At 70.3% G+C, this 25643-nt stretch carries 24 protein-coding genes; 17 read left to right on the top strand and 7 right to left on the bottom strand.

All coding sequences use genetic code 11. The features are described from left to right. The first annotated feature begins 43 nt into the window (after positions 1-43). Both ACK4K7_RS00410 and pepN read left to right on the top strand, forming a co-directional pair. Complete coding sequence (locus tag ACK4K7_RS00410) at positions 44-766, top strand: YgfZ/GcvT domain-containing protein (protein WP_431863139.1); 723 nt, start codon at positions 44-46, stop codon at positions 764-766. Between the two features lie 148 nt (positions 767-914). Then, on the top strand, positions 915-3509 hold the full coding sequence (gene pepN / locus ACK4K7_RS00405) for an aminopeptidase N (protein ID WP_431863138.1): 2595 nt from the start codon (positions 915-917) through the stop codon (positions 3507-3509). On the opposite strand, the gene ACK4K7_RS00400 is transcribed toward pepN, so the two are convergent. Together ACK4K7_RS00400 and ACK4K7_RS00395 are read right to left on the bottom strand one after the other, a co-directional pair. Next, positions 3506-4894, bottom strand: a complete 1389-nt coding sequence (locus tag ACK4K7_RS00400) for a UdgX family uracil-DNA binding protein (protein WP_431863613.1) — start codon at positions 4892-4894, stop codon at positions 3506-3508. The genes pepN and ACK4K7_RS00400 overlap by 4 nt on opposite strands. 7 nt (positions 4895-4901) lie before the next feature. Further along, a complete protein-coding gene (locus ACK4K7_RS00395) occupies positions 4902-6146 on the bottom strand; it encodes a putative DNA modification/repair radical SAM protein (protein WP_431863137.1) in 1245 nt (414 codons plus the stop codon). A gap of 122 nt (positions 6147-6268) precedes the next feature. On the opposite strand from ACK4K7_RS00395, the gene ACK4K7_RS00390 reads away from it, so the two are divergent. Continuing rightward, the gene (locus ACK4K7_RS00390; RefSeq protein WP_431863136.1) at positions 6269-6514 is read left to right on the top strand and encodes a hypothetical protein; all 246 of its coding nucleotides are present in this window, start codon (positions 6269-6271) and stop codon (positions 6512-6514) included. A 3-nt stretch (positions 6515-6517) separates the two neighbouring features. Here the strand turns inward: ACK4K7_RS00390 and ACK4K7_RS00385 are convergent, their stop codons facing one another. Then, positions 6518-8803, bottom strand: a complete 2286-nt coding sequence (locus ACK4K7_RS00385; protein ID WP_431863135.1) for a S8 family peptidase — start codon at positions 8801-8803, stop codon at positions 6518-6520. Positions 8804-8925: 122 nt separating this feature from the next. On the opposite strand from ACK4K7_RS00385, the gene ACK4K7_RS00380 reads away from it, so the two are divergent. Together ACK4K7_RS00380 and dapD are read left to right on the top strand one after the other, a co-directional pair. Continuing rightward, positions 8926-9600, top strand: a complete 675-nt coding sequence (locus tag ACK4K7_RS00380; protein ID WP_431863134.1) for a pyrimidine 5'-nucleotidase — start codon at positions 8926-8928, stop codon at positions 9598-9600. After that, positions 9597-10418, top strand: coding sequence for a 2,3,4,5-tetrahydropyridine-2,6-dicarboxylate N-succinyltransferase (gene dapD / locus ACK4K7_RS00375; protein WP_431863133.1), 822 nt, complete (start codon positions 9597-9599; stop codon positions 10416-10418). The genes ACK4K7_RS00380 and dapD overlap by 4 nt, the downstream gene beginning before the upstream one ends. A 55-nt stretch (positions 10419-10473) precedes the next feature. Here dapD and ACK4K7_RS00370 read toward each other — a convergent pair whose 3' ends face one another. Continuing rightward, positions 10474-12030 carry a hypothetical protein gene (locus ACK4K7_RS00370; protein WP_431863132.1) on the bottom strand — a complete coding sequence of 519 codons (1557 nt, stop codon included), beginning with the start codon at positions 12028-12030 and terminating at the stop codon, positions 10474-10476. A 317-nt stretch (positions 12031-12347) separates the two neighbouring features. On the opposite strand from ACK4K7_RS00370, the gene recQ reads away from it, so the two are divergent. The 11 genes from recQ (at position 12348) to ACK4K7_RS00315 (ending at position 22393) form a co-directional block, all read left to right on the top strand. After that, positions 12348-14117, top strand: coding sequence for a DNA helicase RecQ (recQ, locus tag ACK4K7_RS00365; protein ID WP_431863612.1), 1770 nt, complete (start codon positions 12348-12350; stop codon positions 14115-14117). Between the two features lie 145 nt (positions 14118-14262). Beyond that, complete coding sequence (locus ACK4K7_RS00360; protein ID WP_431863131.1) at positions 14263-14661, top strand: TIGR01244 family sulfur transferase; 399 nt, start codon at positions 14263-14265, stop codon at positions 14659-14661. Then, positions 14658-15035, top strand: coding sequence for a hypothetical protein (locus tag ACK4K7_RS00355; RefSeq protein WP_431863130.1), 378 nt, complete (start codon positions 14658-14660; stop codon positions 15033-15035). Before ACK4K7_RS00360 ends, ACK4K7_RS00355 begins: the two co-directional genes overlap by 4 nt. 11 nt (positions 15036-15046) lie before the next feature. Then, entirely contained in the window at positions 15047-15985 is a 939-nt protein-coding gene (locus ACK4K7_RS00350; RefSeq protein WP_431863128.1) for a sterol desaturase family protein, read from the top strand. Positions 15986-16106: 121 nt separating this feature from the next. After that, positions 16107-16994 (top strand): outer membrane protein, encoded by an 888-nt coding sequence (locus ACK4K7_RS00345; RefSeq protein ID WP_431863127.1) that lies wholly within the window; start codon positions 16107-16109, stop codon positions 16992-16994. Positions 16995-17146: 152 nt separating this feature from the next. Next, entirely contained in the window at positions 17147-17497 is a 351-nt protein-coding gene (locus ACK4K7_RS00340) for an ArsC family reductase (protein WP_431863126.1), read from the top strand. A gap of 45 nt (positions 17498-17542) precedes the next feature. Next, positions 17543-18415 carry a 3-methyl-2-oxobutanoate hydroxymethyltransferase gene (gene panB / locus ACK4K7_RS00335; RefSeq protein ID WP_431863125.1) on the top strand — a complete coding sequence of 291 codons (873 nt, stop codon included), beginning with the start codon at positions 17543-17545 and terminating at the stop codon, positions 18413-18415. Between the two features lie 147 nt (positions 18416-18562). Beyond that, positions 18563-19297, top strand: a complete 735-nt coding sequence (locus ACK4K7_RS00330) for a tetratricopeptide repeat protein (protein WP_431863124.1) — start codon at positions 18563-18565, stop codon at positions 19295-19297. Then, complete coding sequence (locus tag ACK4K7_RS00325; protein WP_431863123.1) at positions 19294-20616, top strand: PQQ-binding-like beta-propeller repeat protein; 1323 nt, start codon at positions 19294-19296, stop codon at positions 20614-20616. Before ACK4K7_RS00330 ends, ACK4K7_RS00325 begins: the two co-directional genes overlap by 4 nt. Positions 20617-20740: 124 nt before the next feature. Continuing rightward, positions 20741-21676 carry a ribose-phosphate pyrophosphokinase gene (locus ACK4K7_RS00320; RefSeq protein ID WP_431863122.1) on the top strand — a complete coding sequence of 312 codons (936 nt, stop codon included), beginning with the start codon at positions 20741-20743 and terminating at the stop codon, positions 21674-21676. Positions 21677-21763: 87 nt separating this feature from the next. Then, positions 21764-22393 carry a DUF4337 domain-containing protein gene (locus ACK4K7_RS00315; protein ID WP_431863120.1) on the top strand — a complete coding sequence of 210 codons (630 nt, stop codon included), beginning with the start codon at positions 21764-21766 and terminating at the stop codon, positions 22391-22393. A 4-nt stretch (positions 22394-22397) separates the two neighbouring features. Here ACK4K7_RS00315 and ACK4K7_RS00310 read toward each other — a convergent pair whose 3' ends face one another. Both ACK4K7_RS00310 and ACK4K7_RS00305 read right to left on the bottom strand, forming a co-directional pair. Further along, positions 22398-23039, bottom strand: a complete 642-nt coding sequence (locus tag ACK4K7_RS00310; protein ID WP_431863611.1) for a COQ9 family protein — start codon at positions 23037-23039, stop codon at positions 22398-22400. Between the two features lie 24 nt (positions 23040-23063). Further along, positions 23064-23972 carry a DMT family transporter gene (locus ACK4K7_RS00305; RefSeq protein ID WP_431863118.1) on the bottom strand — a complete coding sequence of 303 codons (909 nt, stop codon included), beginning with the start codon at positions 23970-23972 and terminating at the stop codon, positions 23064-23066. A 48-nt stretch (positions 23973-24020) separates the two neighbouring features. Between ACK4K7_RS00305 and ACK4K7_RS00300 the strand changes: the two genes are divergently transcribed. Then, on the top strand, positions 24021-25103 hold the full coding sequence (locus ACK4K7_RS00300) for an alkene reductase (protein ID WP_431863117.1): 1083 nt from the start codon (positions 24021-24023) through the stop codon (positions 25101-25103). Positions 25104-25225: 122 nt separating this feature from the next. Here the strand turns inward: ACK4K7_RS00300 and ribH are convergent, their stop codons facing one another. Then, the gene (gene ribH, locus ACK4K7_RS00295) at positions 25226-25642 is read right to left on the bottom strand and encodes a 6,7-dimethyl-8-ribityllumazine synthase (RefSeq protein WP_431863116.1); all 417 of its coding nucleotides are present in this window, start codon (positions 25640-25642) and stop codon (positions 25226-25228) included. Position 25643: the final 1 nt, after the last annotated feature.

Raw genomic sequence — 25643 nt, 5'->3', positions numbered from 1 at the left:
GCTCCGGCTTGGGTTTCGACGCGCCGCTGCTTATCAAGACGGCATGGCCGCGACCACCCTCATCGACCGCGCCCTGCTCCGCCTCGGCGGAGAAGGCGTCCGCGACTTCCTCCAGAGCCTCGTCACCAACGATCTGTCGCTGCTGGCGGAGGACGCGCCGCTCTGGGCGGGGCTGCTGACGCCGCAAGGCAAGGCGTTGTTCGACTTCATCCTCTGGGCGGACGGGGAGGATGTGCTGATCGACTGCGAGGCGGAGCAGGCGCAGGCGCTCGCGAAGCGGCTGACGCTCTATCGCCTGCGCCGGCCGATCAGCATCTGCCGCGAGGAGCGGCTGGCCGTCCACTGGTCGCTGACCCAAGGCGCCGTCCCGGACCCGCGCCTCGCGCGGCTGGGCTATCGCTGGCTCGCGCCGCCGTCGGAGCCCGCGGAGGGCTGGCGGGAGCGGCGGCTGTCGCTCGGCGTCGCCGAAGGCGTGGCGGAGCTGGGGTCCGACCAGATCCTCTGGCTCGAATGCAACGCCCGGGAACTGAACGGCGTCAGCTTCGCCAAGGGCTGCTATGTCGGGCAGGAGAACACCGCCCGCATGAACTACCGCAACAAGGTGAACCGCCGGCTGGTGGTGGTCCCGTCCGACGCCCCCGGCCCGCGCGCGCGCATCCACTATCCCGACCTCGGCCTCGCGGTGGAGCACCGACGGATCGACGACCTCGGCGACGCCCTCATTCCGGCCTGGCTGGCCGACGCGCTGGCCGCCGATCCGGCCTGAACGACACCCTCACCGTCATTGCGAGGAGCGAAGCGACGAAGCAATCCAGGGGTCGGCGCCCTCACCACCATGACGGTCCTGGAGCAGACCAGGCGCCCCCCCGACACATCCGATTGTGCCGCCGCCTCGGCGCACCTAGATGGGACGGATGCTCGACGCCCAGTCCGCCCCCGCCGTGCCGCCGACCGCGATCCGCCGCGAAGACTACCGCCCGCCGCTCTGGCTGGTGCCCGACATTGCGCTCGACTTCGATCTCGGCGCCGAACGCACTTTGGTCCGCGCGCGGCTGGTGGTGGTCCGCAACGGCGATCACGACGCCCCGCTGAAGCTGGACGGGGAAGGGCTGAAGCTCCTGTCGCTGAAGGTGGACGGCCGGCCCGCCGAGCATCAGTACGAAGCGGGCGTCCTCACCCTTTCGATCGACGGCGACGCCGCGACCGTCGAGACCGAGGTGGAGATCGCGCCGCGCGCCAACAGCCAGCTGATGGGCCTTTACGAATCCGGCGGCATCCTGTGCACCCAGTGCGAGGCGGAAGGTTTCCGCCGAATCACCTTCTTCCCCGACCGGCCGGACGTGCTGAGCCGCTACCGGGTGCGGATGATCGCCGACAGCGCATCCTATCCGGTGCTGCTGTCGAACGGCGATTCCGTCGGCGCCGGGCAGCTGCCGGACGGGCGCCACTGGGCGGAGTGGGAGGATCCCTTCCCCAAGCCCTGCTATCTGTTCGCGCTGGTGGCGGGCGATCTCGTCGTCAATCGCGACCGGTTCCGCACCGCGTCCGGCCGCGAGGTCCAGCTCGGCATATGGGTGCGCGACGGGGACCTGCCCCGCACCGAACATGCCATGGCCGCGCTCAAGGCCGCCATGGCCTGGGACGAGGCGGTCTATGGCCGCGAATATGATCTGGGCGTGTTCAACATCGTCGCCGTCTCCGATTTCAATTTCGGCGCGATGGAGAATAAGGGGCTCAACATCTTCAACTCGCGCTATGTGCTGGCCGATCCGGACACCGCGACCGACGCCGATTACGACGCCGTCGCCGGGGTGGTGGCGCACGAATATTTCCACAATTGGTCGGGCAACCGGGTCACCTGCCGCGACTGGTTCCAGCTGTCGCTGAAGGAAGGCTTCACCGTCTTCCGCGATCAGCAATTCTCGGCCGATCAGGGCTCGGCCGCGGTCAAGCGGATCGAGGACGTGCGGATGCTGCGCGCCGCGCAATTTCCGGAGGATGCGGGTCCGCTCGCCCATCCGATCCGGCCGGAAAGCTATATCGAGATTTCGAACTTCTACACCGCCACCGTCTACAACAAGGGCGCGGAGGTCATCCGCATGCTCCACACCCTGCTGGGGCCGGAGCGGTTCCGGGCCGGGTGCGACCTCTATTTCGACCGGCACGACGGCGAGGCCGCGACCTGCGAGGACTTCGTCAAGGCGATGGAGGATGCGAGCGGCGAGGACCTGTCCCGCTTCCGCTTGTGGTACGCCCAGGCGGGCACGCCGCGCGTCAAGGCCGCGCTGACCCATCGGCCCGGCGACGGCCGCGCCCATCTGGTGCTGGAACAGCATGTGCCGCCGACGCCGGGGCAATCGGCCAAGAAGCCGATGCCGATCCCGCTCCGCATCGCCCTGTTCGGCGAACGGAGCGCGGAAAAGCTCGCCGACCGGCTGGTCATGCTCGAAGAGGGCGAGCAGGAGGTGCTGTTCGACGGCATCGGCGAACGGCCGATCCTGTCGATCAACCGCGACTTCTCCGCGCCGGTGATCGTCGAGACGACACGCACGCCGGAAGACCTCGCCTTCCTCTCGGCCCAGGACGACAATCCCTTCGCCCGCTACGAAGCGATGCACCAGCTGATGCTCGACACGCTGATCGCCGCCATTTCGGGCGGCACGGCCGATCACGGGCCGGTGATCGAGGCGGTGCGCGACACGCTGTCCGACGCCTCGCTCGATCCCGCCTTCGTAGCCGAAGCGGTGCTGCCGCCGAGCGAGGCCTTCGTCGGGGATCAGATGCTGGTGGTCGATCCGGAGGCGATCCACGCCGCCCGCGAGGCGCTGCGCGCCGACCTCGGGACCGAGCTCGAGACTCTGTGGCGCGCGGCTTATGCCGCCACCGCCGCCAACCGCTTCGAATACAGCCCCGCCGCCAAAGGCGCGCGCCGGCTGCGCACCGTGGCGCTCGGCTATCTCGCCGCCTCCGGCGCGGCCGACGCGCCCGCCATCGCCCGCCGCCAGTTCGACCAGGCCGACAATATGACGGACCGGCAGGGCGCGCTCGGCGTCCTGTCCAACTCGGACGCTCCGGAACGGGAAGAGGCGCTGGCCGACTTCTACCGCCGCTACCGGGGCAACGCGCTGGTGATCGACAAATGGTTCACCGTGCAGGCGCTCTCGTCTCGCGACGATACCGGGGACGCGGTGCGGCGGCTCGCCGAACATCCCGATTTCACGCTCGCCAATCCCAACCGGCTGCGCGCTTTGGTGGGCGCCTTCGCCGCCAACCAGCGCGCGCTCCACGATCCGTCGGGCTCCGGCTACCGCTTCCTCGGCGGGATGATCGTCGCCGCCGACCGGCTCAACCCGCAGACGGCGGCGCGGCTGGTGCCGCCGCTCGGCCGCTGGCGCCGCTTCGACGAGAATCGCGCCGGCCTGATGCGCGAGGAGCTGCGCCGCATCGTCGCCACGCCGGGCCTGTCGAAGGACGTGTTCGAACAGGCGTCGAAGAGCCTCGGCGACTAGCCTCGGGCGATCGCCCGCGCCCGCGCGCCGATCCGCCGCAGATCCTCGACGAAGCGGGCATATTCGCCTTCCTTGTCGTCGCGCACGCGCAGCAGGAAGCTCGGATGGACGGTGACCCAGGCCTCGCCGCCGTCCAGCTGGTGCGGCTGCCCGCGCAGCTTCGACACGGTGACGGCCTTGCCGAACAGCGACCGCGCCGCCGTCGCGCCGAGCGCCACGGTGAGCGGCGGGCGGATCAGGATACGCTCCTGCTCGATCCACCAGCGGCAGGCGTCGATCTCGCCGGCGTCGGGCTTGGCATGAATGCGCCTTTTGCCGCGCTGCTCGAACTTGAAATGCTTCACGGCGTTGGTGACGTAGGTCTCCGCCCGGTCGACGCCGGCATCGTTCAGCGCGCGGTCGAACAATTGCCCGGCCGGACCCACGAAGGGGCGTCCCGCCAGATCCTCCTGGTCGCCGGGCTGCTCGCCCACGAACATGATCCTGGCGGCGAGCGGCCCTTCACCGAACACCGTCTGGGTGCCGTGGCGGTAGAGCGGGCAGCGGGTGCATCCTTTCGCCTCGGCGCGCACCGCTTCCCAGGCGGCGCGGGCATTGCCGCCGATCTGTCCTCGCGAAACCTCCACCATCCGCGCCTCCCGCGCCTGGGCGCCTGCCACCAGCTCCCCCACCAACGCCGTCTCGGGCATGTTTTTCCAGTAGCGCTTCGGCATCTCCTTCAGCATCGCCCCGATCTTCAGCCGCGCCGGATTGAAGATCGAGGCGTAATAGGTCTTCCACACCTCCTCGATCGGATCGCCTTCCGGCGCGTCGGCGCGTACCGCCCCGGGCCCCTCCATCAGGGTCGCGCCGTCCCAATGGACCGAGGCGCGCGGGGTGAGGATCGACCAGCGCATGTTGGCGAACCGGCGCGCGAAGAAGCCGCTCGCCGCGCGCACGATGTGATGCTCCGGCTCGAACCAGGCGACGTAGCGGTTGCCGCCCGCGTCCGGAACCTCGCGGAAGCGGACGAAGGCGTGCATCTTGTGGATGTCGCGCCGCACCGCCTTCGCCATTCGCTCCAGCCGCTGGATCAGGGGATCGGCCGCGTCCTCCATCGCGCGCGGCTGGCCGCGGAGGCGCAGCAGGAGGGCGTAGAGCAGGGCGAAACGTTCCGGGTCGGAATGGCAGATCGCGGTTTCCGCCAGCGTCAGGAAGGCGCGCGGCACCGCGAAAGCGGGCGCGGAAGGAGGCGGAAGCGGCGCCGGTCCGGCCCCGAACAGATCGCCGCCGTCGCCGGCCTGCCAGCCGACCTCCTCCGCGGGAACGCCCGCCGTCGCCAGCGCCCGCGCCGCCTCGCGCCAGCCGTCGAAATCGTCCTCCCGCTCAAGCCGCACCCGCCGCATCACGATCTCAGGCGGCGAACAGCTCGAGCTGGGTTTCCTTCGGCGTGACCAAGGCCTTGAGATCGCCCCGGTCGGTGAGCGCCGCGGGACGCCATCCCTCGCACTGGATGAAGGGCCGCACCTTGGCGATGGACACGGTCAGCCGGGCCACGTCCTCCAGCCGCAGCCGGCGCCAGCGGCGGCTCGCCAGGATGCGGTCCACCGCCTTCACGCCCAGGCCGGGCACCCGCAGCAGCAGTTCCCGCGGCGCGCGGTTGAGATCGACCGGAAAGCTGTCGCGGAACTTCAGCGCCCAGGCGAGCTTGGGATCGATGTCGAGCGGCAGCATGCCCGACGGATCGGCCGCGTCCGCCACCTCCCCGGCCTTGAACCCGTAGAAACGCATCAGCCAGTCGGACTGGTAGAGCCGGTGCTCCCGCATCAGCGGCGGTCGCTTCAGCGGCAGCACCGCGCTCGCGTCCGGGATCGGCGAGAAAGCGGAATAATAGATGCGCCTGAGGCCGAAGCGGCCGTAGAGCGTGTCGGCGCGGGCGATGATCTCGCCGTCGCTGGCGCTGTCGGCGCCGACGATCATCTGCGTCGACTGGCCGGCCGGCGCGAAGGCGGGGGCGCTGCGGTAGCGGGAGCGGGCGTCCTTCCCGTCCTCGATCGCTGCCTTCATCTTCCCCATCGCGCCTTCGATCCGCTCCCCGTCCTTTTCCGGCGCCAGCCGGGCGAGGCCGCGCGCGGTCGGCAGCTCGACGTTGATCGACACGCGATCGGCATGGACGCCGGCGAGGCGCACCAGCTCCGGATCGGCGTCGGGGATGGTCTTGAGGTGGATGTAGCCGCGGAAATCATGGTCCTCGCGCAGGGACCGCGCCACCTCCACGATCTGCTCCATCGTATAATCGGGCGAACGGATGATGCCCGAGGAGAGGAACAGGCCCTCGATATAATTGCGCTTGTAGAAGGAGAGGGTGAGCCGGACGACCTCCTCCGCGGTGAAGCGCGCGCGCCGCACGTTGGAGCTCTTGCGGTTGATGCAATAATGACAGTCGAAGATGCAGCTGTTGGTGAGCAGGATCTTCAGCAGCGAGATGCAGCGGCCGTCCGGCGCATAAGCGTGGCAGATGCCCATTCCCTCGGTGGAGCCCATGCCGCTGCCGCCGCGGCTGTCGCGCTTCGCCGATCCGGACGAGGCGCAGGACGCGTCATATTTCGCCGCGTCCGCGAGGATGGCGAGCTTCTCCTGAACATCGAGACGGGCCATGCCGTTCGATATATGTTCTCGCTCCCGCTTTGTCGATACGGCAAAAAGATCAGGTGCTTGCGCTGATCGGGGGGGAGGGAAAGGATGCATCCCGATCGGCCGCCGCGCGTTGGGCGGACAAGATGATGAAGATTCTCCCTCTCGCGCCGCTGGTGCTGCTCGGCTCCGCCTGCGCCGACGCGCCCGCCGCCGAAGCCGATCCGGCGGCGGTGCAGGCTCTGCTCGCCGGCCTCGCCGCCGCCGAGCCGGTCCAGACCGCGCTGGACGAGCAGGACCGGCTGAAGGCCGAACGGCTGCTCCCGTCGATCGAGAAGATGCAGCCCGAGCGGATCAATCCCTCGGTCGCCGCCTCGCTGATCGGCGGCTGACCTTCAGAAGCCGAGGCGGACGCGCAGGGCGGCGCCGGCGTCGTCCGGCATCGCCGCGACATGGCCCGGATCGCGCCGCAGGAACGCGTTGGCCGTGACGCTGCCGCGCCCGTCGAGCAGGCCCAGCGTGTAGGCCGCCTCCACGTCCAGCTCCCGTCCGCTCGGCGCCAGGCTCATCCGCCGCGTCTCGTAGCCGACGCTGAAATCCTCGTAGCTGTAGCTGACCGGCAGTCGCAGATCCCAGCCGCCCGACCGCACCCGGAGCGGCTGCATCACCCGCAGCGCGATCCGGTCGCCCGGCGCGAAGGCGCCCGTCTTCGACAGGTCGAACGCGAAGGCGTCGGAGCCGAGCCGCCCCCGCTCCACCAGGCCCACCGCTCCCGCCATCGCCGTCCAGCCGCGCCGGTAGCTGCCCTGCGCCGCCCAGCCGCGCCCGAAATCGTAGGCGGCGGTCACGTCGAGGAACAGGCTGGTCGCCCCGCCCGCGCCGAACGCGAAGCGGCCGCCGAGCACCGTCGCATCTTCCGACAGGCGCGAGACTCCCAGCGTCAGCGCCAGCGGTCCGATCCGCCGGTCCGCCGTCACCGCGCCCACGCTGTAGCCGGCCCGCCCGATGTCGGCCGGCAGTTCCGAGGCATGAACCTCGCCGCGCTCGCTGGTGACGGTGAGGCCGACCGGCCCGAGATCGTGGCGCAGGCCGATGCTGTGGCCGGCGTCCGGCTGGAAACCGGCGCGCGCCAGCGGATCGGTGGCGATCAGGAAGGCGCGCCCTTCCGCCCCGATCAGCCGCTGCTGCAGCGCCCGTCCGCTTTCGGAGAAGCCGAGCGCCGCCGCCGTGTCGGCGCCGAGCCGGGTCAGCGCGTGGCCGGCGATCGCCCGCGCCTGGCGTGCGTCGTCGCGGCTCATCCCCGCCTGGGCGAGGCCGACATGCGGCTGTCCGGAGACGTTGCGCGCCATGGTGATCGACACCGACGTGTGGCCGGCGCTGGCCGTCGCGCTGTGCAGCCCCGCCTGCATGCCCTGCGCCAGCGGCCGCTGCTGCGGCGCGCGGGCCAGCGTCGCGGCGAGGTCCATCGCGTAAGCGCGCGAATAGCCGTCGAGGATGATCGCGCCGGTCATCTCCCCGCCCGCGTCGCCCATCGCGCCGGACGTCTGGCCGTTGGTGCCGGTCGACACCGGGACGCCGCTGCCCGCGAAGGTCGTCCGCCCCTGCGGCGCGAAGGCGCGCTGGATGTTGAGGATGCCGTTGCCGAACACCGCGTCGCGGCCCGGCGCGCCGGCGTCGTCGGCGGTGCTGAGCAGCAGCTGCACGATCTGCGCGCCGGTCAGATGCGGGAAGGCGCTGGCGAGCAAGGCCGCGGCGCCGCTGATCACCGGCGCGGAGAAGGAGGTGCCGGAATAGAGATAGGCCTGGCCTTCATGGTTGATGGACCGCACCCGGTCGCCCAGCGCGGTCAGGTAGAAGGCCGCGCCGTTCCCCGCCTGGTTGGAAAAGCTGGCGATGTTGCGTGACGCGTCATGGGCGCCGGCGATGATGAAGGCGCCGTTGCCGGCCTGCTGCCCGCTGATCGTGGCGAAACTGTTGGGGTTGGGCTCGCTCTTGTTCCCGGCCGACATCACCACGACGACGCCCGCCGACGTCGCGCGGTTGACGGCGTTCAGCACGCTGCCGCCCACGCCTTCGCCGCCGAGCGAAATGTTGATCACCCGGGCGCCGTTCAACCGCGCCACGTCGATCGACTGGGCGATCGCGCTGTCCGAATGCTTGCAGCCCTTGTCGTCGCAATTGTTGGGGTTGGACGTGTTGAGCGAGATGATGGTGGCGTCAAACGCGACGCCCATCATGCCGACGCCGTTGCGCGCCGCCGCCGCCACCGCCGATACGGCGGTGCCGTGGCCTTCGCTGTCCGCGACGCCCCGGCTCGCGACCATGTCGCGGCTCGCCGGGTCGATCTTGCCGGCGAATTCGGCGAGGCCTGGATTGATGCCGCTGTCGATGACCCCGATCTTGACGTTCCGCCCCGTGCCGCCCGCATTGTAGGCGTGGATCGCGCCGTTCGCGTTGGCGCCGTTCGACCTTTGATATTCCGCGTCGTTATAGTTGATGCCGGTCGGCGCGGGCGGCGCCGGGGGAGGCGCCGGCGGCGGCGGCGGACTCGGAGTCGGGGCCGGCGCGACCGAAGGCGGCGCCGGGACGGGCGCGGGGCGGGAGCCGCCGCCGCCGCATCCGGCAAGCGCCAGCGCCGCTGCCGAAGCGGAGAGCGCGAGGCTCCTTCGGGACATGGTCATGCGCACCTCGCTTTCCCGGCAATGCCGCGGGCCCCGTCTTTTCTCCCCCACTTTCAGATGCTTACTACTACACAGATGCTTTCGTTTTGATGAAGGGGCGCGGATCGGCTAGGGCGCCCGGGATGCGCCCGGAGCTTGCCCATATCGACGCCTGGATCTTCGATCTCGACAATTGCCTCTATCCCGCGTCCGCCAACCTGTTCGATCTGATCGACATCCGGATGGGCGAATATATCTCAAAACTGCTCGGAGTGGATGCGCCCGAGGCGCGCCGCATCCAGAAGGCCTATTTCCACGAACATGGCACCACGCTCGCCGGGCTCATGCGCGCCCATGGCGTCGATCCGCACGACTTCCTGGACTTCGTCCACGACATCGATCTGGCGCGCATCTCGGCCGATCCCGCCATCCTCGCCGCGCTCGACCGTCTGCCGGGGCGCAAGTTCGTCTTCACCAACGGCGACGAGCCCTATGCGCGCCGCGTGCTCGACCGGCTCGGCCTCGCCAATGCCTTCGACGGGCTGCACGACATCCATGCCATGGCCTATCGCCCGAAGCCCGAACCCGATTCCTACGCCGCCTTGTGCGCGCGGTGGGACATCGATCCCGCCGGCGCTCTGTTCGCCGAGGACATGGCCCGCAACCTGAAGCCGGCCAAGGCGCTCGGCATGACCACCGTCTGGGTGGACAACGGCTCGGAATCGGGCGCGCTCGGGGCGGACGGCGGCTTCATCGACTACCGCACCGGCGACATCGGTGCCTGGCTCCACGACATATTGAAGGAAGAGCAGCAATGAACGGCCTTGCCCGGACGATCGATCGCGCGTGGGAAGATCGGGACGGCATCGGCGCCGGCACGGCCGGCGAGGTGCGCGACGCGGTGGAGGAGGCGATCCGCCTGCTGGACGCGGGCGAGGCGCGCGTCGCCGAGCCGGGCGCCGACGGCTGGACGGTCAACCAGTGGCTGAAGAAGGCCGTGCTGCTGTCCTTCCGGCTGAACCCGATGACGGCGATCCCCGGCGGTCCGGGCGGCGCCAGCTGGTGGGACAAGGTGCCTTCCAAGTTCGAAGGCTGGGGCGACAACCGCTTCGCCGCCGCCGGCTTCCGCGCGGTGCCCGGCGCGATCGTCCGCCGCGGCGCCTTCGTCGGCAAGGGCGCCGTGCTGATGCCCAGCTTCGTCAATATCGGCGCCTATGTGGACGAAGGGACGATGGTCGACACCTGGGCGACGGTCGGCAGCTGCGCCCAGATCGGCCGCAACGTCCATATCTCCGGCGGCGCCGGCATCGGCGGCGTGCTCGAACCGCTGCAGGCTGGCCCGGTCGTCATCGAGGACGATTGCTTCATCGGCGCCCGCTCCGAAGTGGCCGAAGGCGTGATCGTGGAGCGCGGCGCGGTGCTGTCGATGGGCGTCTTCATCGGCGCCTCCACCAAGATCGTCGACCGCGCCTCGGGCGAAATCTTCATGGGCCGGGTGCCGAGCTATGCCGTCGTCGTCCCCGGCACGCTCCCGGCGAAGGACGGCGGTCCCTCGCTCGCCTGCGCCGTGATCGTGAAACGCGTCGACGAACGCACCCGCGCCAAGACCAGCATCAACGAGCTGCTGCGCGACTGACGCGCGGCAACTCGTCCCCCAATACTGCGCTCGGGGGAGGAGTTGAATGGCTCCGTCATCGAGCGGCCGTGCCCACCGGTTCGGGTGCCGGGCCGGGGTCGGTCGGCGGGAGGATGCGGCCGTGGCGGGCGACGGCGGCGCGCAGCAGCGGATCGGCGGCGAGGCGGCGGTGGCGTTCGAAGCTTGCGCGACCCCAGTCGCTGTCCGCCGGCCGGGTCGGGGCCGACTGGACATAGCTCAGGACCTGCGGCCGCCGGGCGGGGTCGTCGAGGCCGGCGATCAGCAGGTCGCGCGCCGCATCATGCTCGTCGAGGCAGAGGAGCGCGCCGACGACGACTTCCGGGCCGGCCGCCCCGCTGCGGGCGCGGGGGAGCAGCTCACGCGCCTCCGCCTCGCGGCCAAGCGCCGCCAGCGCGCAGATTTGGTTCGCGAAGGATATCGCCGTCGTGGTCGCCCCGACCTCGCCTGGGCGGCGCTCCCCGTCCGAATGCGCGGCGCGCATGCGGCGGAGGGCCGTTTCGGCATCGCCGCGCTGAAGGTCGAAATAGGCGCGGTTGGCCGCGATGTTGATCGCGTTCGCCTCGCTGCCGAGCGGCCAGGCCGCTTCGGCCCGGTCGTAGACCTCGTCGAGCTCGCGCCAGCGCCCGGTCTGCGACAGTGCGTGGCCCATATCCACCACGGCCCACAGCAGCCGATAGTCGCGCGCCCGATCGAGCCCGTCGCCGAACAGCGGCAGGAAATCGCGGATAACCGCCTCCATCAGGCCCGCCTCGCGCAATCCGCGCGCATAAGCGAGGCCGGCCTCGCGATCGCCGCTCTCCGCCCAGCGGTTGCGAAGGTCGGTGAGATGGGCCTGCCACAGACGGCGCTGCCCGGCCCCGGCCCAGCGATCGAGATCGTTCCACAGCGGCCGATAGGCATTCTGCATCAACAGCCGCCGCACGTCGGACGGCATGGTGAGTTGCTCCACGAGCGCGCGCGCGCCGGCAAGATCGCCCCGCTCCACTTTTTCTTCGACGGCGAATCGGGCCATGCTGGAACGGAGCGCGGGATCCGTGCCGGTCCAGCCTGCGGCGATCAACATGTCGCCCAGCGCCGCCAGCAGCCGATGCTCGCCCAGCCCCTCCAGTCGGTAGGCGAGACCCCCCACATAATAGGACTCGGTCCGCACCAACAGCTCGGGACTGATCCGGCCGCCCTGCAGCAGATGCTGCCCCGCCTCAATCGGCCGATCGAGGAACAGCGCCACATGAAAGGCCGCCAGATGCGGCAGGCCGAAGCCGGGCAGGAGTTCGATGCTCTCCTCCGCCGCGCGCATCGCCTCCTCCATCCGGTGGAGCCGGTAGAGGGGAGCGACACGCGCGAACTGAACGGTGCCGCGGAACGGGGTGCGTCGCTCGGCGCGCGCGAGCAGATCGTCGAGACGCGCGAGGTCGACTGTGGTCGGGTCCGGCCCGGCCTGTTGCAGCAAGGCCATCAGCTCGGCCGCGAGCGCCTGCTCGTCCGGGGTCGCCGCCTGCGCCGGGTGGGGCAGCGGCTGGGCCTGCGCGGAGAGGGGCGCGAGGCCGAGAATCGCGGCGGCGAGTGCAAGTTGTTGAAGATGGCGCATCATAGGTCCCCCCTGGAGGGCCTCAGACAAGCAAGCGCCGCCGCCGAAAGCAAGCTTGCACCTCGGAATCGCCCGCTGAGAAGCGGATCGGTACGGCAGGAGCGGCGCGTACGATTTTCGGACCGGAACGCCGAATTTCCTACAGGTCTTGTTCATGCTATGTTTCACGGATGACCGACCACTTCCTCGCCGCCTGCGCCCGCGAGAACGGCGCCTCGTATGCCGGCCGGACGGCGCACGAGTGGGAACATTGGGACCTTTCGCGCGCCGCGGCCGAGTCGCGGCTTGGCGCGGGCCGGGAAGCTGGTAAGGCGGTCCACGTGCCGTCGCCGCTCTCGATCCTCCATACCACCTTCGGCTTCTCCGCCTTTCGCGGCGTCCAGGAACAGGTGATCGGGCGCACCATGGCCGGCGCGCACACGCTGGCGGTGATGCCGACCGGGGCGGGCAAGTCGCTCTGCTACCAGGTGCCGGCGCTGGCGCGGGAGGGGACCGCGCTGGTCGTGTCGCCGCTGATCGCGCTTATGCACGACCAGATCCGCGCGGCGGAGGCGTTCGGGATCAAGGCGGCGGCTTTGACCTCGGCCGATTCGAACCGCGAGGAAACGGTGGACCGGCTGCGCCGCGGCGACCTCGATCTTCTCTACGTCGCGCCGGAGCGCGCGTCCGGCGAGGCGTTCCGCAACCTCATCCGGCGGGTGAAGCTGTCGCTGGTGGCGATCGACGAGGCGCATTGCGTCAGCGAATGGGGCCATGATTTCCGGCCGGACTACCGGCTCATGCTCCCGCTGCTCGACGCGCTGGGAGACGTGCCGCGGCTCGCCCTCACCGCGACCGCCGACCGGCGCACCCGCGCCGACATCCTCGTCCAGCTCGGCATTCCGGAAGACGGGCTGATCGTCGCCGGGTTCGACCGGCCGAACATCCGCTACCACATCCAGCCGCGCGACGGCGTCGCGGCCCAGCTGAAGGCGCTGCTCGCCGAGCGGCCCGGCCCCGGCATCGTCTACGCGCCGAGCCGCGCCGCCACCGAAAAGCTCGCCGCGCAGCTGTCTGCGGCCGGCCGGCCCGTCCTGCCCTATCATGCCGGCCTCGACGCGTCGGTGCGCGCCCGCAACCAGGCCGCCTTCGTCGCTTCGGAGGAGATGGTGATGGTCGCGACCATCGCCTTCGGCATGGGCATCGACAAGCCGGACGTGCGCCTCGTCGCCCATGCCGGTTTGCCCAAATCGATCGAGGCTTATTATCAGGAAACAGGCCGCGCCGGCCGCGACGGCGACCCGGCCGAGGCGTGGCTGTTCTGGGGCGCGGACGATTTCGCGCGCGCCCGCCAGCGGCTCGACAAGGAGGTGGAGCCCGAGCGGCAACCGGCCGAGCGCGAGCGGCTGAACGCGCTCGCGACCCTGGTCGAAGCGCCGACCTGCCGCCGCGCCATCCTGCTCAGGCATTTCGGCGAGCAGCCGCCCGAGCGCTGCGGCAATTGCGACAATTGCCTGTCTCCGCCCCAGGGGATCGACGCGACCGAGATCGCCCGCAAGCTGCTCTCCGCCGCCTTCCGCACCGAGATGCGGTTCGGGATCGGCCATCTGACCGACGTGCTCGCCGGGCGCGAGACCGACAAGGTCCACAATTTCGGCCACCATCGCCTCAGCGTGTTCGGGATCGCCGACGAGGCGGAGCTGGCGATGGTGAAGCCGGTCGCGCGCGCGCTGATGGCGCGGGACGCGCTCCGCGCCGACGCTTATGGCGGCCTCTCCTTCGGCCCGGGCGCCCGCCCGATCCTGAAAGGCGAGGAAAAGGTCGAGGTGGTGGTTCCGCCCAAGCGCGCCCGGCGGCGGCGCGACCGCTCCGGCGGCGCCGATCATCCGCACGATCCCCTGTTCGAGGCGCTGCGCCTCAGGCGCCGCGACCTCGCGGCCGAAGCGGGCGTGCCGCCTTATGTCGTCTTCCACGATTCGACGTTGCGCGAGATGGCCGAGCTTCGGCCGACCAGCCTCGAAGCCCTCTCGCGCGTCGCCGGCGTCGGCGCGGCGAAGCTCGACAAATATGGCGCGGCTTTCGTCGAAGTGGTGCGGGGCTTCGAGCGCTAGGCAATCCTCCCCGGGACGGGGAGGGGGACCATGCGAAGCATGGTGGAGGGGGGCGCCACCGCGCGGTGGCCTTCAATCAACCCCCTCCACCGTCCTTCGGCCGGTCCCCCTCCCCGTCCCGTTGAGGATGTTCTACAGTCGAACCATGCGCCAGCTCGATTCCCGCACTTTCGTCTCCGGCCAGATCCGTGCCGAAGAGATTGCCGCGCTCCCGCCGGGGATCGCGACGATCGTCAACAACCGGCCCGACGGCGAGGAGCCGGGACAGCCGCCTTCCGCGGAGATCGCGGTCGCGGCGGCGGCGGCCGGCATCGCCTATCGCCACATCCCGGTCGCCGGCGGCTTTTCCGAAGCGCAGCTGGCCGAGATGGCGGAGCTGCTCGAGGGCCCGGGCGGGCTGCTCGCTTTCTGCAAGTCGGGCACCCGCTCCACCTTCCTCTGGGCGCTGGCGGAAGCGCGGCGGGGCGCCGATCCGGACCGGCTCGCCGAGCAGGCGGCGGCGGCGGGCTACGACCTGGCGCCGATCATGGGCTGGCTGCGGTGAAACTCGCTTTGCTCGCCGGCTCGCTGGTCGCGGTGCTGGCGCTGGCGGCGGTCGCCTGGCTGCTCGGCCTCGGCGGCGGCGCCATCGGCGACGAAGCGGAGGCGATGCGGATCGCCGAGGAGGATCTCGGCGGCTTCCGCGCCGAACGCGCTTTCCTTTCGGCCGACGGCACGGCCGCGCTGGTGCTCGGCGCCGGCGGCGCGGCGGCGGTGCTGAAGCAGCACGGCACCCGTCCCGCCGTTCGCCGTCTCCCCGAACTGCGCGCCGCGCCCGACCCGCAAGGCATCCGCATCGCGACCGGCGAGCGGATGTTCGGCGACGTGCTGCTGAAGCTCGACGCGGCGGAGCGCGACAGGCTGCTCACACTGGTGTAAGTTGATTCGCGATGACGCTGCCCAATCCGGTGGACCTGGCCATTCCGGCCTTCGTTCTCCTCGTCCTCGCGGAGATGGTGGTCGCGCGCCTCAAGGACCGGCGACGCTATTGTCCGAAGGATACGCTGACCTCGCTCGGCCTCGGCCTCGGCAGCAGCGTCGCCGGCCTGCTGTCGGGCGGGCTGGTGTTCGCGCTCGCCGTCTGGCTGCACCAGTTCCGGCTGTTCGACATTCCCTGGACCTGGTGGGCGTTCGCGCTCTGCTTCGTGCTCGACGACCTGGCTTATTACGTCTTCCACCGCTCGGCCCACCGGGTGCGCTGGTTCTGGGCGAGCCACGTTATCCACCATTCGAGCCAACATTATAATCTGTCGACGGCGCTCAGGCAGACCTGGACCGGCTTCTTCAGCCTGGCCTTCATCTTCCGCCTGCCGCTGTTCCTGATCGGCTTTCCGCCGGCGATGGTGTTCTTCTGCGCCGGCCTCAATCTCGTCTACCAGTTCTGGATCCACACCGAGACGGTGGGCCGCATGCCGCGCTGGTTCGAGGCGGTGATGAACACGCCCTCCCACCACCGCGTCCACCATGCGGTCAACGCCCGCTATCTCGACCGCAATTATGCCGGCGTGTTCATCGTGTGGGACAAGATGTTCGGCACGTTCGAGCCGGAGCGGGACGAGGATCGCCCGCGCTACGGCATCGTCCGCCAATTGGGCAGCTTCAACATCCTCTGGGCCGCCTTCCACGAATGGGTCGGCATCGCGCGCGACGTGCGGACCGCGCCCGGCTGGCGCAACAAATGGAACTATCTCGTCCGCGAACCCGGCTGGAGCCATGACGGATCGCGCGAGACCAGCGAGATGATCCGTGCCCGGGCCGGCGTCGAGGGCACCGGAACCGGGGAAGCGCCGCCGCTCCCGGCCCCCGACCTGCACGCGCATGGTCGCTGATCCGCCCGGCAGGACGCCACCGTGGTTTTCCTGCAACACCTGCGATGAAAGCGGATTCACCTCTGCAACCTGCAGGTTCCCGCGCGGTTTAGCCCCCGTCCGCATCGGAAAGGGAAACAATATGCGTAAGTACATCTTCATGGCGGCCGCGGCTGCCATGATCTCCACTCCTGCCGTGGCGCGTGAAGGCGCCGGCTATATTGGCGCCGACTTCGGCGCGATGCGGGTCAACGACCTGCGCTTCGATCTGCGCAACACCGAGACGCGAGTCGCTTCGGTCGGCTTCCGCCATGGCTATGATGCCAGCATGTTCGCCGGCTACGACTTCGGCGCTTTCCGCGTGGAGCTGGAAGGCTCATACAAGCGCGCCCGCCTCGACGAAGTGACGTCGGGCTTCCGCCTGCCGGGCGACGGCCGGACCTTCCCGACCGGCGAGCGCATCGGCAGCGGCCGCGTCGGCGCGCTGAGCGGCATGGTGAATGCGCTCGTCGACTTCGGCGATGATGACGGCGTGTCCGCGTTCGTGGGCGGCGGCGCCGGTATCGCCCGCGTCCGCGTCCGCGACGCTCGGGTGTTCGCCAACCAGGCCGCCTTCGTTGACGACAGCGACGCCCGCTTCGCGTGGCAGCTGATCGCCGGCGCGCGCCAGGCCATCAGCCCCAATGTCGACGTCCATGTCCGCTACCGCTTCTTCAACGTGCCGAACCTGCGGCTCGGCGCGACCGCGGCCCAGGGCACGGCGGCGCTGGCCGTTCAGGAGACGACGTCGCGGCTGCGCACGCACAGCCTGCTCGGCGGCGTGACCTTCAACTTCGGCGGGGCCGGACCCGCGCCGATCCCGGCAGCCGCGCCGCTGCCGCCGCCCCCGCCGCCCCCGCCGCCGCAGCCGCAGCCGCAGCCCCAGACCCAGGTCTGCCCGGACGGCTCGGTAATCCCGGCGACGAGCTTCTGCCCGCCGCCGCCCGCTCCGCCGCCGCCCCCGCCGCGTCGGGCCGGTGAACGCGGCTGATCTTCGACATTCGGTTTCCTTGACCTCCCGGGTGGGCATCGGCTCACCCGGGAGTTTTTCTATGTCGACGAGAGGGGCGGCCGAGAGCTTGCGCGACACCGTCGCCGGCGGCACCAAGGGCGCTCCCGGCGAACGAACAGGAAGGGTTCCGAATGACGGCCACGCTCTACGGCATCCGCAACTGCGACACGGTGAAGAAGGCGCGGGCCTGGCTCGACGCGCGCGGCGTCGCTCATGACTTCCACGATTACAAGACCGCCGGCGTGGACGAGGGGCGGCTGCGCGCCTGGACGGACGAATTCGGTTGGGAGCGGCTCCTCAACCGCGCCGGCACCACCTTCCGCAAGCTCCCCGAAGCGGACAGGGAGGGGCTGGACCGCGACAAGGCCGTTCGCCTGATGCTGGCGCATCCCTCGACGATCCGCCGCCCCGTCCTCGACCTCGGCGACCGCCGCCTGCTCGGCTTCAAGCCGGAGCTTTACGAAAGCGCATTCGCCGGCTGAAGCCCTGCACTCGCCATGACGTTCCGGACCCGTTAGAAGCGCGACATGTCCACCTACACGATCGACACCGCCACCAGCCGCGCCAATCCGCAGCCGGCGCCGATGAAGCGGCTTACCGTTCCCGCCATTCGCGGGCGCAAGAACGCGGACGGGATGACCGGCGAGCCGATCGTGATGCTGACCGCCTATACGATGCGGATGGCGCAGTTGCTCGACCCGCATTGCGACGTGCTGCTGGTCGGCGACAGCCTGGGCCAGGTGATCTACGGCCTGCCGTCCACCGTCCCCGTGACGCTCGACATGATGTGCGCGCACGGCGCCGCCGTGGTGCGCGGGTCGTGGCATGCGGTGGTGGCGGTCGACATGCCGTTCGGATCCTATGAGGAGAGCCCCGAACAGGCGTTCCGCAGCGCGTCGCGGATCCTGAAGGAAACCGGCGCGGCGGCGGTGAAGCTGGAAGGCGGCGAGGCGATGGCGGAGACGGTCGCCTTCCTCACCGCCCGCGGCATTCCCGTCATCGGCCATGTCGGCCTGACGCCGCAGGCGGTGAACGCGCTCGGCGGCTATCGCGCGCGCGGCCGCGACGACGCGGAAGCGGCGAAGATCCTCGCCGACGCCAAGGCGGTGGCGGAGGCGGGCTGCTTCCTCCTCGTGCTGGAAGGCGTGATGGAGGAAATCGCCAACGAGGCGACCCGCCGCGTCGCCTGCCCGACGATCGGCATCGGCGCGTCGGCCGAGTGCGACGGTCAGGTGCTGGTGACCGAGGACATGCTGGGCCTGTTCGAGCGCACGCCGCGCTTCGTGAAGCGCTATGGCGACCTCGCCCGCGAGATCGGCGATGCCGCCGCGGCCTATGCCGCCGAGGTGCGCAGCCGCGCCTTCCCGACCGAGGACCAGATCTACCGTCCGAAGAACTAGGCTTTCCTCGCCGCCCCCGCCCCGGTAAGGAGCGCGTGGGGCATTCGGGCCGATCCGCCAATTTCCGGTTCATCTTCGATCCTTAGGGCGGACCGGAAGCTATTGGCGGACCGGCGCGCGCGCGCGCCTTCGCGAACGGAGAGACGATTGGCGATCAAGCCTACCGAGAACGAGACCTTCTACCGCGAGGTCGACGAGGAACTGCGCAAGGAGCGGTTCAGCCAGGCGTTCCAGCGTTACGGCTGGCTGATCATCGGCCTGGCCGTGCTGCTGCTCGTGGCGGCCGGCGGCTGGATCTACTGGCAGCATCGCCAGGACGTGCGCGCCGGCGAGCAGGGCGAGGCGCTGGTCGGCGTGCTCGACGACATCGAGGCGGGGCGGCGCGAAGGCGCGGCCCAGCGGCTCGACGAGCTGGCCGACGGCGGCAATCGCGGCTACCGGGTCGCCGCTTTGTTCACCAAGGCCGGCCTCGCGATGGACGAAGGCAACGAGGCGGCCGCGATCGAGGCGCTGCAGGCGATCTCCGGCGACACCGCCGTCGCGGAGCCCTACCGGCAGGCCGCGCTGCTGCGCCAGACCCAGATCGAATTCGACCGGCTGCAGCCCGCCCAGGTGATCGAGCGGCTCGGCCCGCTCGCCCAGGCCGGCAATCCCTGGTTCGGCTCGGCCGGGGAGATGGTCGCCGCCGCCCATATCAAGGCCGGCCGGCCCCAAGCCGCCGGTCCGATCCTGACCGCGATTTCGCGCGACGAAAACGTCCCCGAGCCGATCCGTTCGCGCGCCGTTCAGATGGCGGCTGCTTTGGGTCTCGATGCAGCAGTTGAAGCGCCTGCGGCCGGGAATGCGGCCGGCGAAGGCGCAGCGGAGGAAAACAGTCAATGAAGCGTGTCGTACTGGCGCTGACCGCGGTCAGCCTGCTTGCCGGTTGCAACGTCCTCAATCGCGGCGATCGCGGCCCCCGCACGCCGACGGTCGGCGAGCGGATCGCGATCCTGTCGGGCGAGCAGCAGGTCGAGGTCGATCCCGCGCTGGCGGGCGTGCCCGTGGTCCTGCCCGCCCCTTATGTGAACGCCGATTGGTCGCAGCCCGGCGGCAATGCCGCCAAGTCGATGGGCCATGTCGCCTTGGGCGATTCGGTGGCGCAGGCCTGGTCGGTGTCGATCGGCGCCGGCAGCGGCCCGCGCGCCCGCCTCGCCGCCGAGCCGGTGGTGGCGGACGGCCGCATCTACACCATCGACACCAATGCCGTCGTCCGCGCGATCAGCCCGGACAATGGCGGCACGATCTGGCAGACGCAGGTGCGCGGCGAAGGCGCGCCGGCGGCGACCCTGTTCGGCGGCGGCGTCAGCCATGACGAAGACCGCGTCTATGCGACCAACGGCGCCGGCTATGCCGCCGCGCTCGACGCCCGCACCGGCGCGATCATCTGGATGGTGCGTCCCGGCGGCCCGCTGCGCGGCGCGCCGACCATCGCCAACGACAATGTCTATGTGCTGAGCCAGGACAATCAGCTGTTCGCGCTCGATCCGCGCAACGGCGAGACCCGCTGGACCGGCTCGGGCTCGATCGAGCTCTCCGGCGTGTTCGGCGCCGCCACCCCCGCCGCCGCGCAGGGGACGGTCGTCGCCGGCTATTCCTCGGGCGAGCTCACCGCCTATCGCTACGAGAACGGCCGCGTCGTGTGGCAGGACGCGCTCACCCGCACCACCGTCAGCACCGCCGTCGCCGCGTTGGCCGACATCGACGCCGATCCGGTGATCGACCAGGGCCGCGTCTATGCGATCGGCCAGGGCGGGCGCATGATCGCGACCGAACTCGTCACCGGCCAGCGCATCTGGGAGCTGAACGTCGCGGGCATCTCCACTCCGGCGGTCGCCGGCGACTGGGTGTTCGTGGTCACCGACCAGGCCCAGCTGCTCGCCATCGCGCGCACCACCGGCCGCATCCGCTGGATGACCCAGCTGCCCCGCTACCGCAATGCGGAGCGGCGGACCGGACCGATCTACTGGCGCGGGCCGATCCTGGCCGGCAACCGGCTGATCCTGGTGAGCTCGCTCGGCCAGATGGCGCATGTCCTGCCGCAGGACGGCACCATCCACGCCCAGGTCGACATCGGGGCGCCGGTGTCGCTCCAGCCGATCGTCGCGAACAACACGCTCTATATCCTCGACGACAACGGCCGGCTCAGCGCCTGGCGCTGACCGGCCACCGCTCCGCGCGGCCGCCTTCCCGCCCCGACGGGCGGAAGGCGACCCCGGGGTCTTTGCAGCGCGGGCGGCGCGCGTCTAAGGAGCCTCCACACCTGAGGCTTTGCGGGGACCAGCGATGAAACTGATGTCGGGCAATTCGAACCTGAGGCTGGTCGAAGCGATCGCCAGCTATCTCGAAATCCCGATCACCGAGGCGTCGGTCCGCCGCTTCGCCGACGAAGAGGTGTTCGTCGAGATCCACGAGAATGTCCGCGGCGAGGACGTGTTCGTGGTCCAGTCCACCTCCTATCCCGCCAACGACAATCTGATGGAGCTGCTGATCTGCATCGACGCGCTGAAGCGCGCGTCGGCGAAGCGGATCACCGCCGTCCTGCCCTATTTCGGCTATGCCCGGCAGGACCGGAAGCCCGGCCCCCGCACGCCCATCTCCGCCAAGCTCGTCGCCAATCTCATCACCGTGGCGGGCGCCGACCGCGTGCTCTCCGTCGATCTCCACGCCGGGCAGATCCAGGGCTTCTTCGACATACCCACCGACAATCTCTACGGCGCGCCGGTCATGTCCGCCGACATCCAGGCGCGCTTCGCCGGCCGCGACATCACGGTCGTGTCGCCGGACGTCGGTGGCGTCGTGCGCGCCCGCGCGCTCGCCAAGCGGCTCGACAACGCGCCGCTCGCCATCGTCGACAAGCGCCGGGAGCGGCCGGGCGAATCGGAGGTGATGAACATCATCGGCGAGGTCGAAGGCCGCTTCTGCATCCTCGTCGACGACATCGTCGATTCGGCCGGGACCTTGTGCAACGCCGCCGCGGCGCTGAAAGAGGGCGGTGCCGAGGAAGTGGTCGCCTACTGCACCCATGGCGTCCTGTCGGGCGCGGCGGTGCAGCGGGTGGAGAAATCGGTGTTGAGCGAGCTGGTCATCACCGATTCGATCGGCGTCTACGAAGCGGCGCGCGAGACGGACAAGATCCGCATCCTCACCATCGCGCCTCTGCTCGCCGAGGCGATCCGCCGCATCGCCGACGAATCCTCCGTCTCCAGCCTGTTCGACTGAGTCGCCGCGGCGGCAGCTTCTTCTCAGAAGCCTCTCGACAGCGCCCGCCGGATTTGCCAGCCATGGCGAAATACCGGGGGATTTCAGATGGATTCGAAGGACGCGGCGGAGCTGATCGCCGAATTGAACGAAGACCGCGCCGAACAGGCGCAGAACGATCGCTTCCGCAACTTCGCCGCGCTGATGATCGCCTTCCTGGCGGCGGTGCTGGCGGTGGGCGGCCTCGGCGGCGGCAACGCGACCGACGACCTGATCGGCTACAACATCCATGCGAGCGACACCTGGTCCTTCTACCAGGCCAAGAACATCCGCCAGAACATGTACCGCCTCGCCGCGGAGGAGATCGAGGCGGAGCTGCCGGCGCTGTCGGGTGCCGAGCGGGACGCGGCGGAGGCCCGGCTCGGCCGCTACCGCGCCACGGCCGAGCGCTATGAAAGCGAGCCGGACGCCGCCGCACCCGACGATTCCTTGCGCGGCGAAGGCAAGGTGCAGCTGATGGCGCAGGCCCGCGCCCATGAGGAGGCGCGGGACCGCGCGGCGCTGCAGGACAACAATTTCGACCTCGCCGAGGTGGCGCTGCAGCTGGCCCTGGTGCTGGGATCGGTTGCCATCCTGGCGCTCAACCGGCTGGTGCTGGTCTTCTCCGCCGGGCTCGGGGTGATGGGATCGATCCTGACGCTGAACGGCTTCCTGCTGCTGTTCCCGCTGCCGCTCTGACCAGTCAGACGGTCGGGTAGCGCAGCCGGCCGAGGAAGCGGCTGAGCGAGGGCAGCCGTTCACGGCTTCCCCGCCAACTCGCCTTCAGCTTCTCGAAGTTCATGACATCGTCGATCCGGCGGCCGAGGAAGGCGCGGGTCTGGGCGAGGTCCTCGCTCTGATCGTCCAGGAAGACGAGCGTGGTGGTGCCGTAGACGCCCATCAGGATGGCGCGCTTGCTGTAATGGTTGAAGTCGGTGGCGGTGTCGCCCGCCACCCGCCACATCCGGTCGGCCGCGCGCCAGCCGAGCTTCGCCGCGCGCGCCGCATTGTGCGGCTGGGCGAGGATCGCGAGCGCCCGGCGCAGCGCCTCGCGGTGCGGCTCGATCACCGACAGGCGGTGGAGCACCAGCTCGCGGATCCGCTCCCTGATCTTCATCGCCGCGATCCGATCGGGCGGGAAGGCGTCGAGCATCGTCTTGTCCACCCAGTCGAACCAGGCATCGATCATCCCCACTTGGCCGTCCGGGAAGGCGAGCCGCGCGCGCGCCGCGGGAACGCCCAATTCGCCGGCCGCCATGGCGAGCGCGTCGTCGCTCCAGCCGTCGAACACCGCATGGGCCGGAATGAGCGGCGCGAGCGCGGCGCGCAGCTCGTCGAGGTTCATGTCCTGAGGCGCGATCATGCCCCGTCAATGAGCCGCGTCGCGATTGGATGCAAGCCGGGCGGGCAGCCGGATGAGGATCAACGACGCCGCGATCAGGACGGCGCCGGCCGCGTCGGCCGCCGAAAAGGTCTCGTCATAGACCATCCAGCCGATCAGCGCCGCCGCGACCGGCTGGGTGAGAAGGCCGATCCCCACCACCACCGGCGACAGATGGCCGACCGCGTAGACGACGAGGCCCTGGCCGATCACCTGCGATCCGAGCGCGAGCAGCAGCACGGGCGTCCAGTCGGTCGGCATGACCTGCTCACCCATCACCAATGCGAGCGCCAGGATCGGCATTGCGCCCGCCGCCGTGGCGATCGCCAGCACCGGCATCGGCGCCATCGTCCGCCGCGCCCGATCGACCACGATGAGGTAGAGGGCGTAGAAGAAGGCGGCGAGGAGAGCGAGGAGGTCGCCGGCGAAATGGGTCGGCGACAATTCGTAGCTGCTTCCCATCAACAGCGCGGCGCCGATCGCGGCGATCAGCAAAGCGGCGCCCTGCGCCGGGCGCGGCAGGGAGCGGGCGACGATGAAGCCGTAGAGCGCGAAGATGAAGCTCGACATGTTGCCGAACAGGGTCGCGTTGGCGAGCTTGGTGCGCACGATCCCCTCGTGCCAGGCGGCGAGATCGAGCGCGAAGAACAGGCCGGCGAGCGCGATCAGCGCCACCAGCGGCCAGGACGGCGCCCCGCGCCCGCGCGACTGCCAGAAGGCGAGCAAAGCCAGGAAGGGGACGGCGAGCGCCAGCCGCCAGAACCCGGCCGCGACCGGCCCCACGTCTGCCGCCCGCACCATCCAAGGCCCGGCCGCCAGGAAGACGTTGCCCGCCACCACCGCCGCGAAGGCGTAGCGTCCCGCCGCCGGGGCCTGTAGGGAGCGGGGCTGCTGCATCCGCAGCGGCCGCTAGGCCTCGCGCCGCCATCCCGTCAAGGAGCCGCCATGCCGACCCTGTTCGATCCCATTCAGCTGGGCGCCCTCCGCTGCCCGAACCGCGTGCTGATGGCGCCGCTGACCCGCGCCCGCGCGACCAGGGATCATGTGCCGACCGCGCTGATGGCCGATTATTACCGGCAGCGCGCCGGCGCCGGCCTCATCATCAGCGAAGCGACCGGCATCAGCCGCGAAGGGCTCGGCTGGCCGTACGCGCCCGGCATCTGGAGCGAGGCGCAGGCCGAGGCCTGGAAGCCCGTCGTGGCGGCGGTGCATGCGGCCGGCGGACGCATCTTCTGCCAGCTGTGGCACATGGGCCGGGTCGTCCATCCGAGCTTCCTCGGCGGCGCGGCGCCGGTCTCCGCCTCCGCCACCACCGCGCCCTACAAGGCGCACACCTATGACGGGCGGCAGCCTTATGCCGAGGCGCGGGCGCTGCGCGGCGACGAGATCCCGCGCCTGCTGGACGATTATGCGCGCGCCGCGCGACTGGCGATGACGGCCGGGTTCGACGGCGTCCAGCTCCATGCCGCCAACGGCTATCTGATCGACCAGTTTCTGCGCAGCGGCACCAATTTGCGCGACGACGCTTATGGCGGCCCGATCGAGAACCGCATCCGGCTGCTACGGGAGGCGACCGAGGCGATCGTCGCCGAGGCGGGAGCGGACCGGACCGCCGTGCGCCTGTCGCCTAACACCGAGACGCAGGGCTGCGCGGAACCCGATCCGGAGCCTTTGTTCGTGGCCGCGGCGGAGGCGCTCGACCGGATCGGCATCGCTTTCCTGGAACTGCGCGAGCCCGGCCCCGACGGCACGTTCGGTGCCGCCGACGCGCCGCCCGTGTCCCCCGCGATAAGACGCGTGTTCCGCCGGCCGCTGGTGCTGAACTCCGATTACCGGCGCGCCACCGCCGAGGCGGCGCTGGCGAGCGATGCGGCCGATGCGATCAGCTTCGGCCGCCCGTTCATCTCCAACCCCGACCTCGTCCGCCGCCTCGCCGCCGACGCTCCCCTGGCCCCCGACGACCGCGCCACCTGGTACGCGCAGGGGCCGGAGGGCTACACCGACTATCCGGAGCTGGGGGCCGCCTAACTCCCCCTCCCCCTGTGGGGGAGGGTAGGGTGGGGGGCTCCGGCGTTTGCGGACGCCCTCTTGCCTCGGGGACCCTCACCCCGACCCTCTCCCGGAGGGAGAGGGGGAGAAGGGGGTTTGGCTCAGAACCTTGACCGCAGGTCCAGCATGGCGAGCGCGGCTTTGGCCGCTTCGCCGCCTTTGTCCTTGTCGTCCGGGCGGGCGCGGGCGAGGGCCTGGGCTTCGTTCTCGACGGTGAGGATGCCGTTGCCGACGGCGAGGCCGTCGAGGCTCAGCGCCATGATGCCGCGGGCGCTTTCATTGGCGACGATCTCGAAATGATAGGTCTCGCCGCGGATGACCACCCCGAGCGCCACGAAGGCGTCGTAGCGGCCGGTCTCCGCCGCGAGCGCGATGGCCGCCGGGATTTCGAGCGCGCCGGGGACCGTCACCGTCTCGTGCGCGTGGCCCGCCGCCTCGATCGCGGCGCGGGCGCCGGCGATCAGCAGGTCGTTCAGATGGTCGTAGAAACGGGCTTCGACGATCAGGATCCGCGCCATT

It is taken from the genome of Allosphingosinicella sp., assembly GCF_046295735.1.
Classification (GTDB): domain Bacteria; phylum Pseudomonadota; class Alphaproteobacteria; order Sphingomonadales; family Sphingomonadaceae; genus Allosphingosinicella.
The sequence above is the reverse complement of the archived record's forward strand: the minus strand, read 5'-3'. Positions and strand labels throughout refer to the sequence as shown.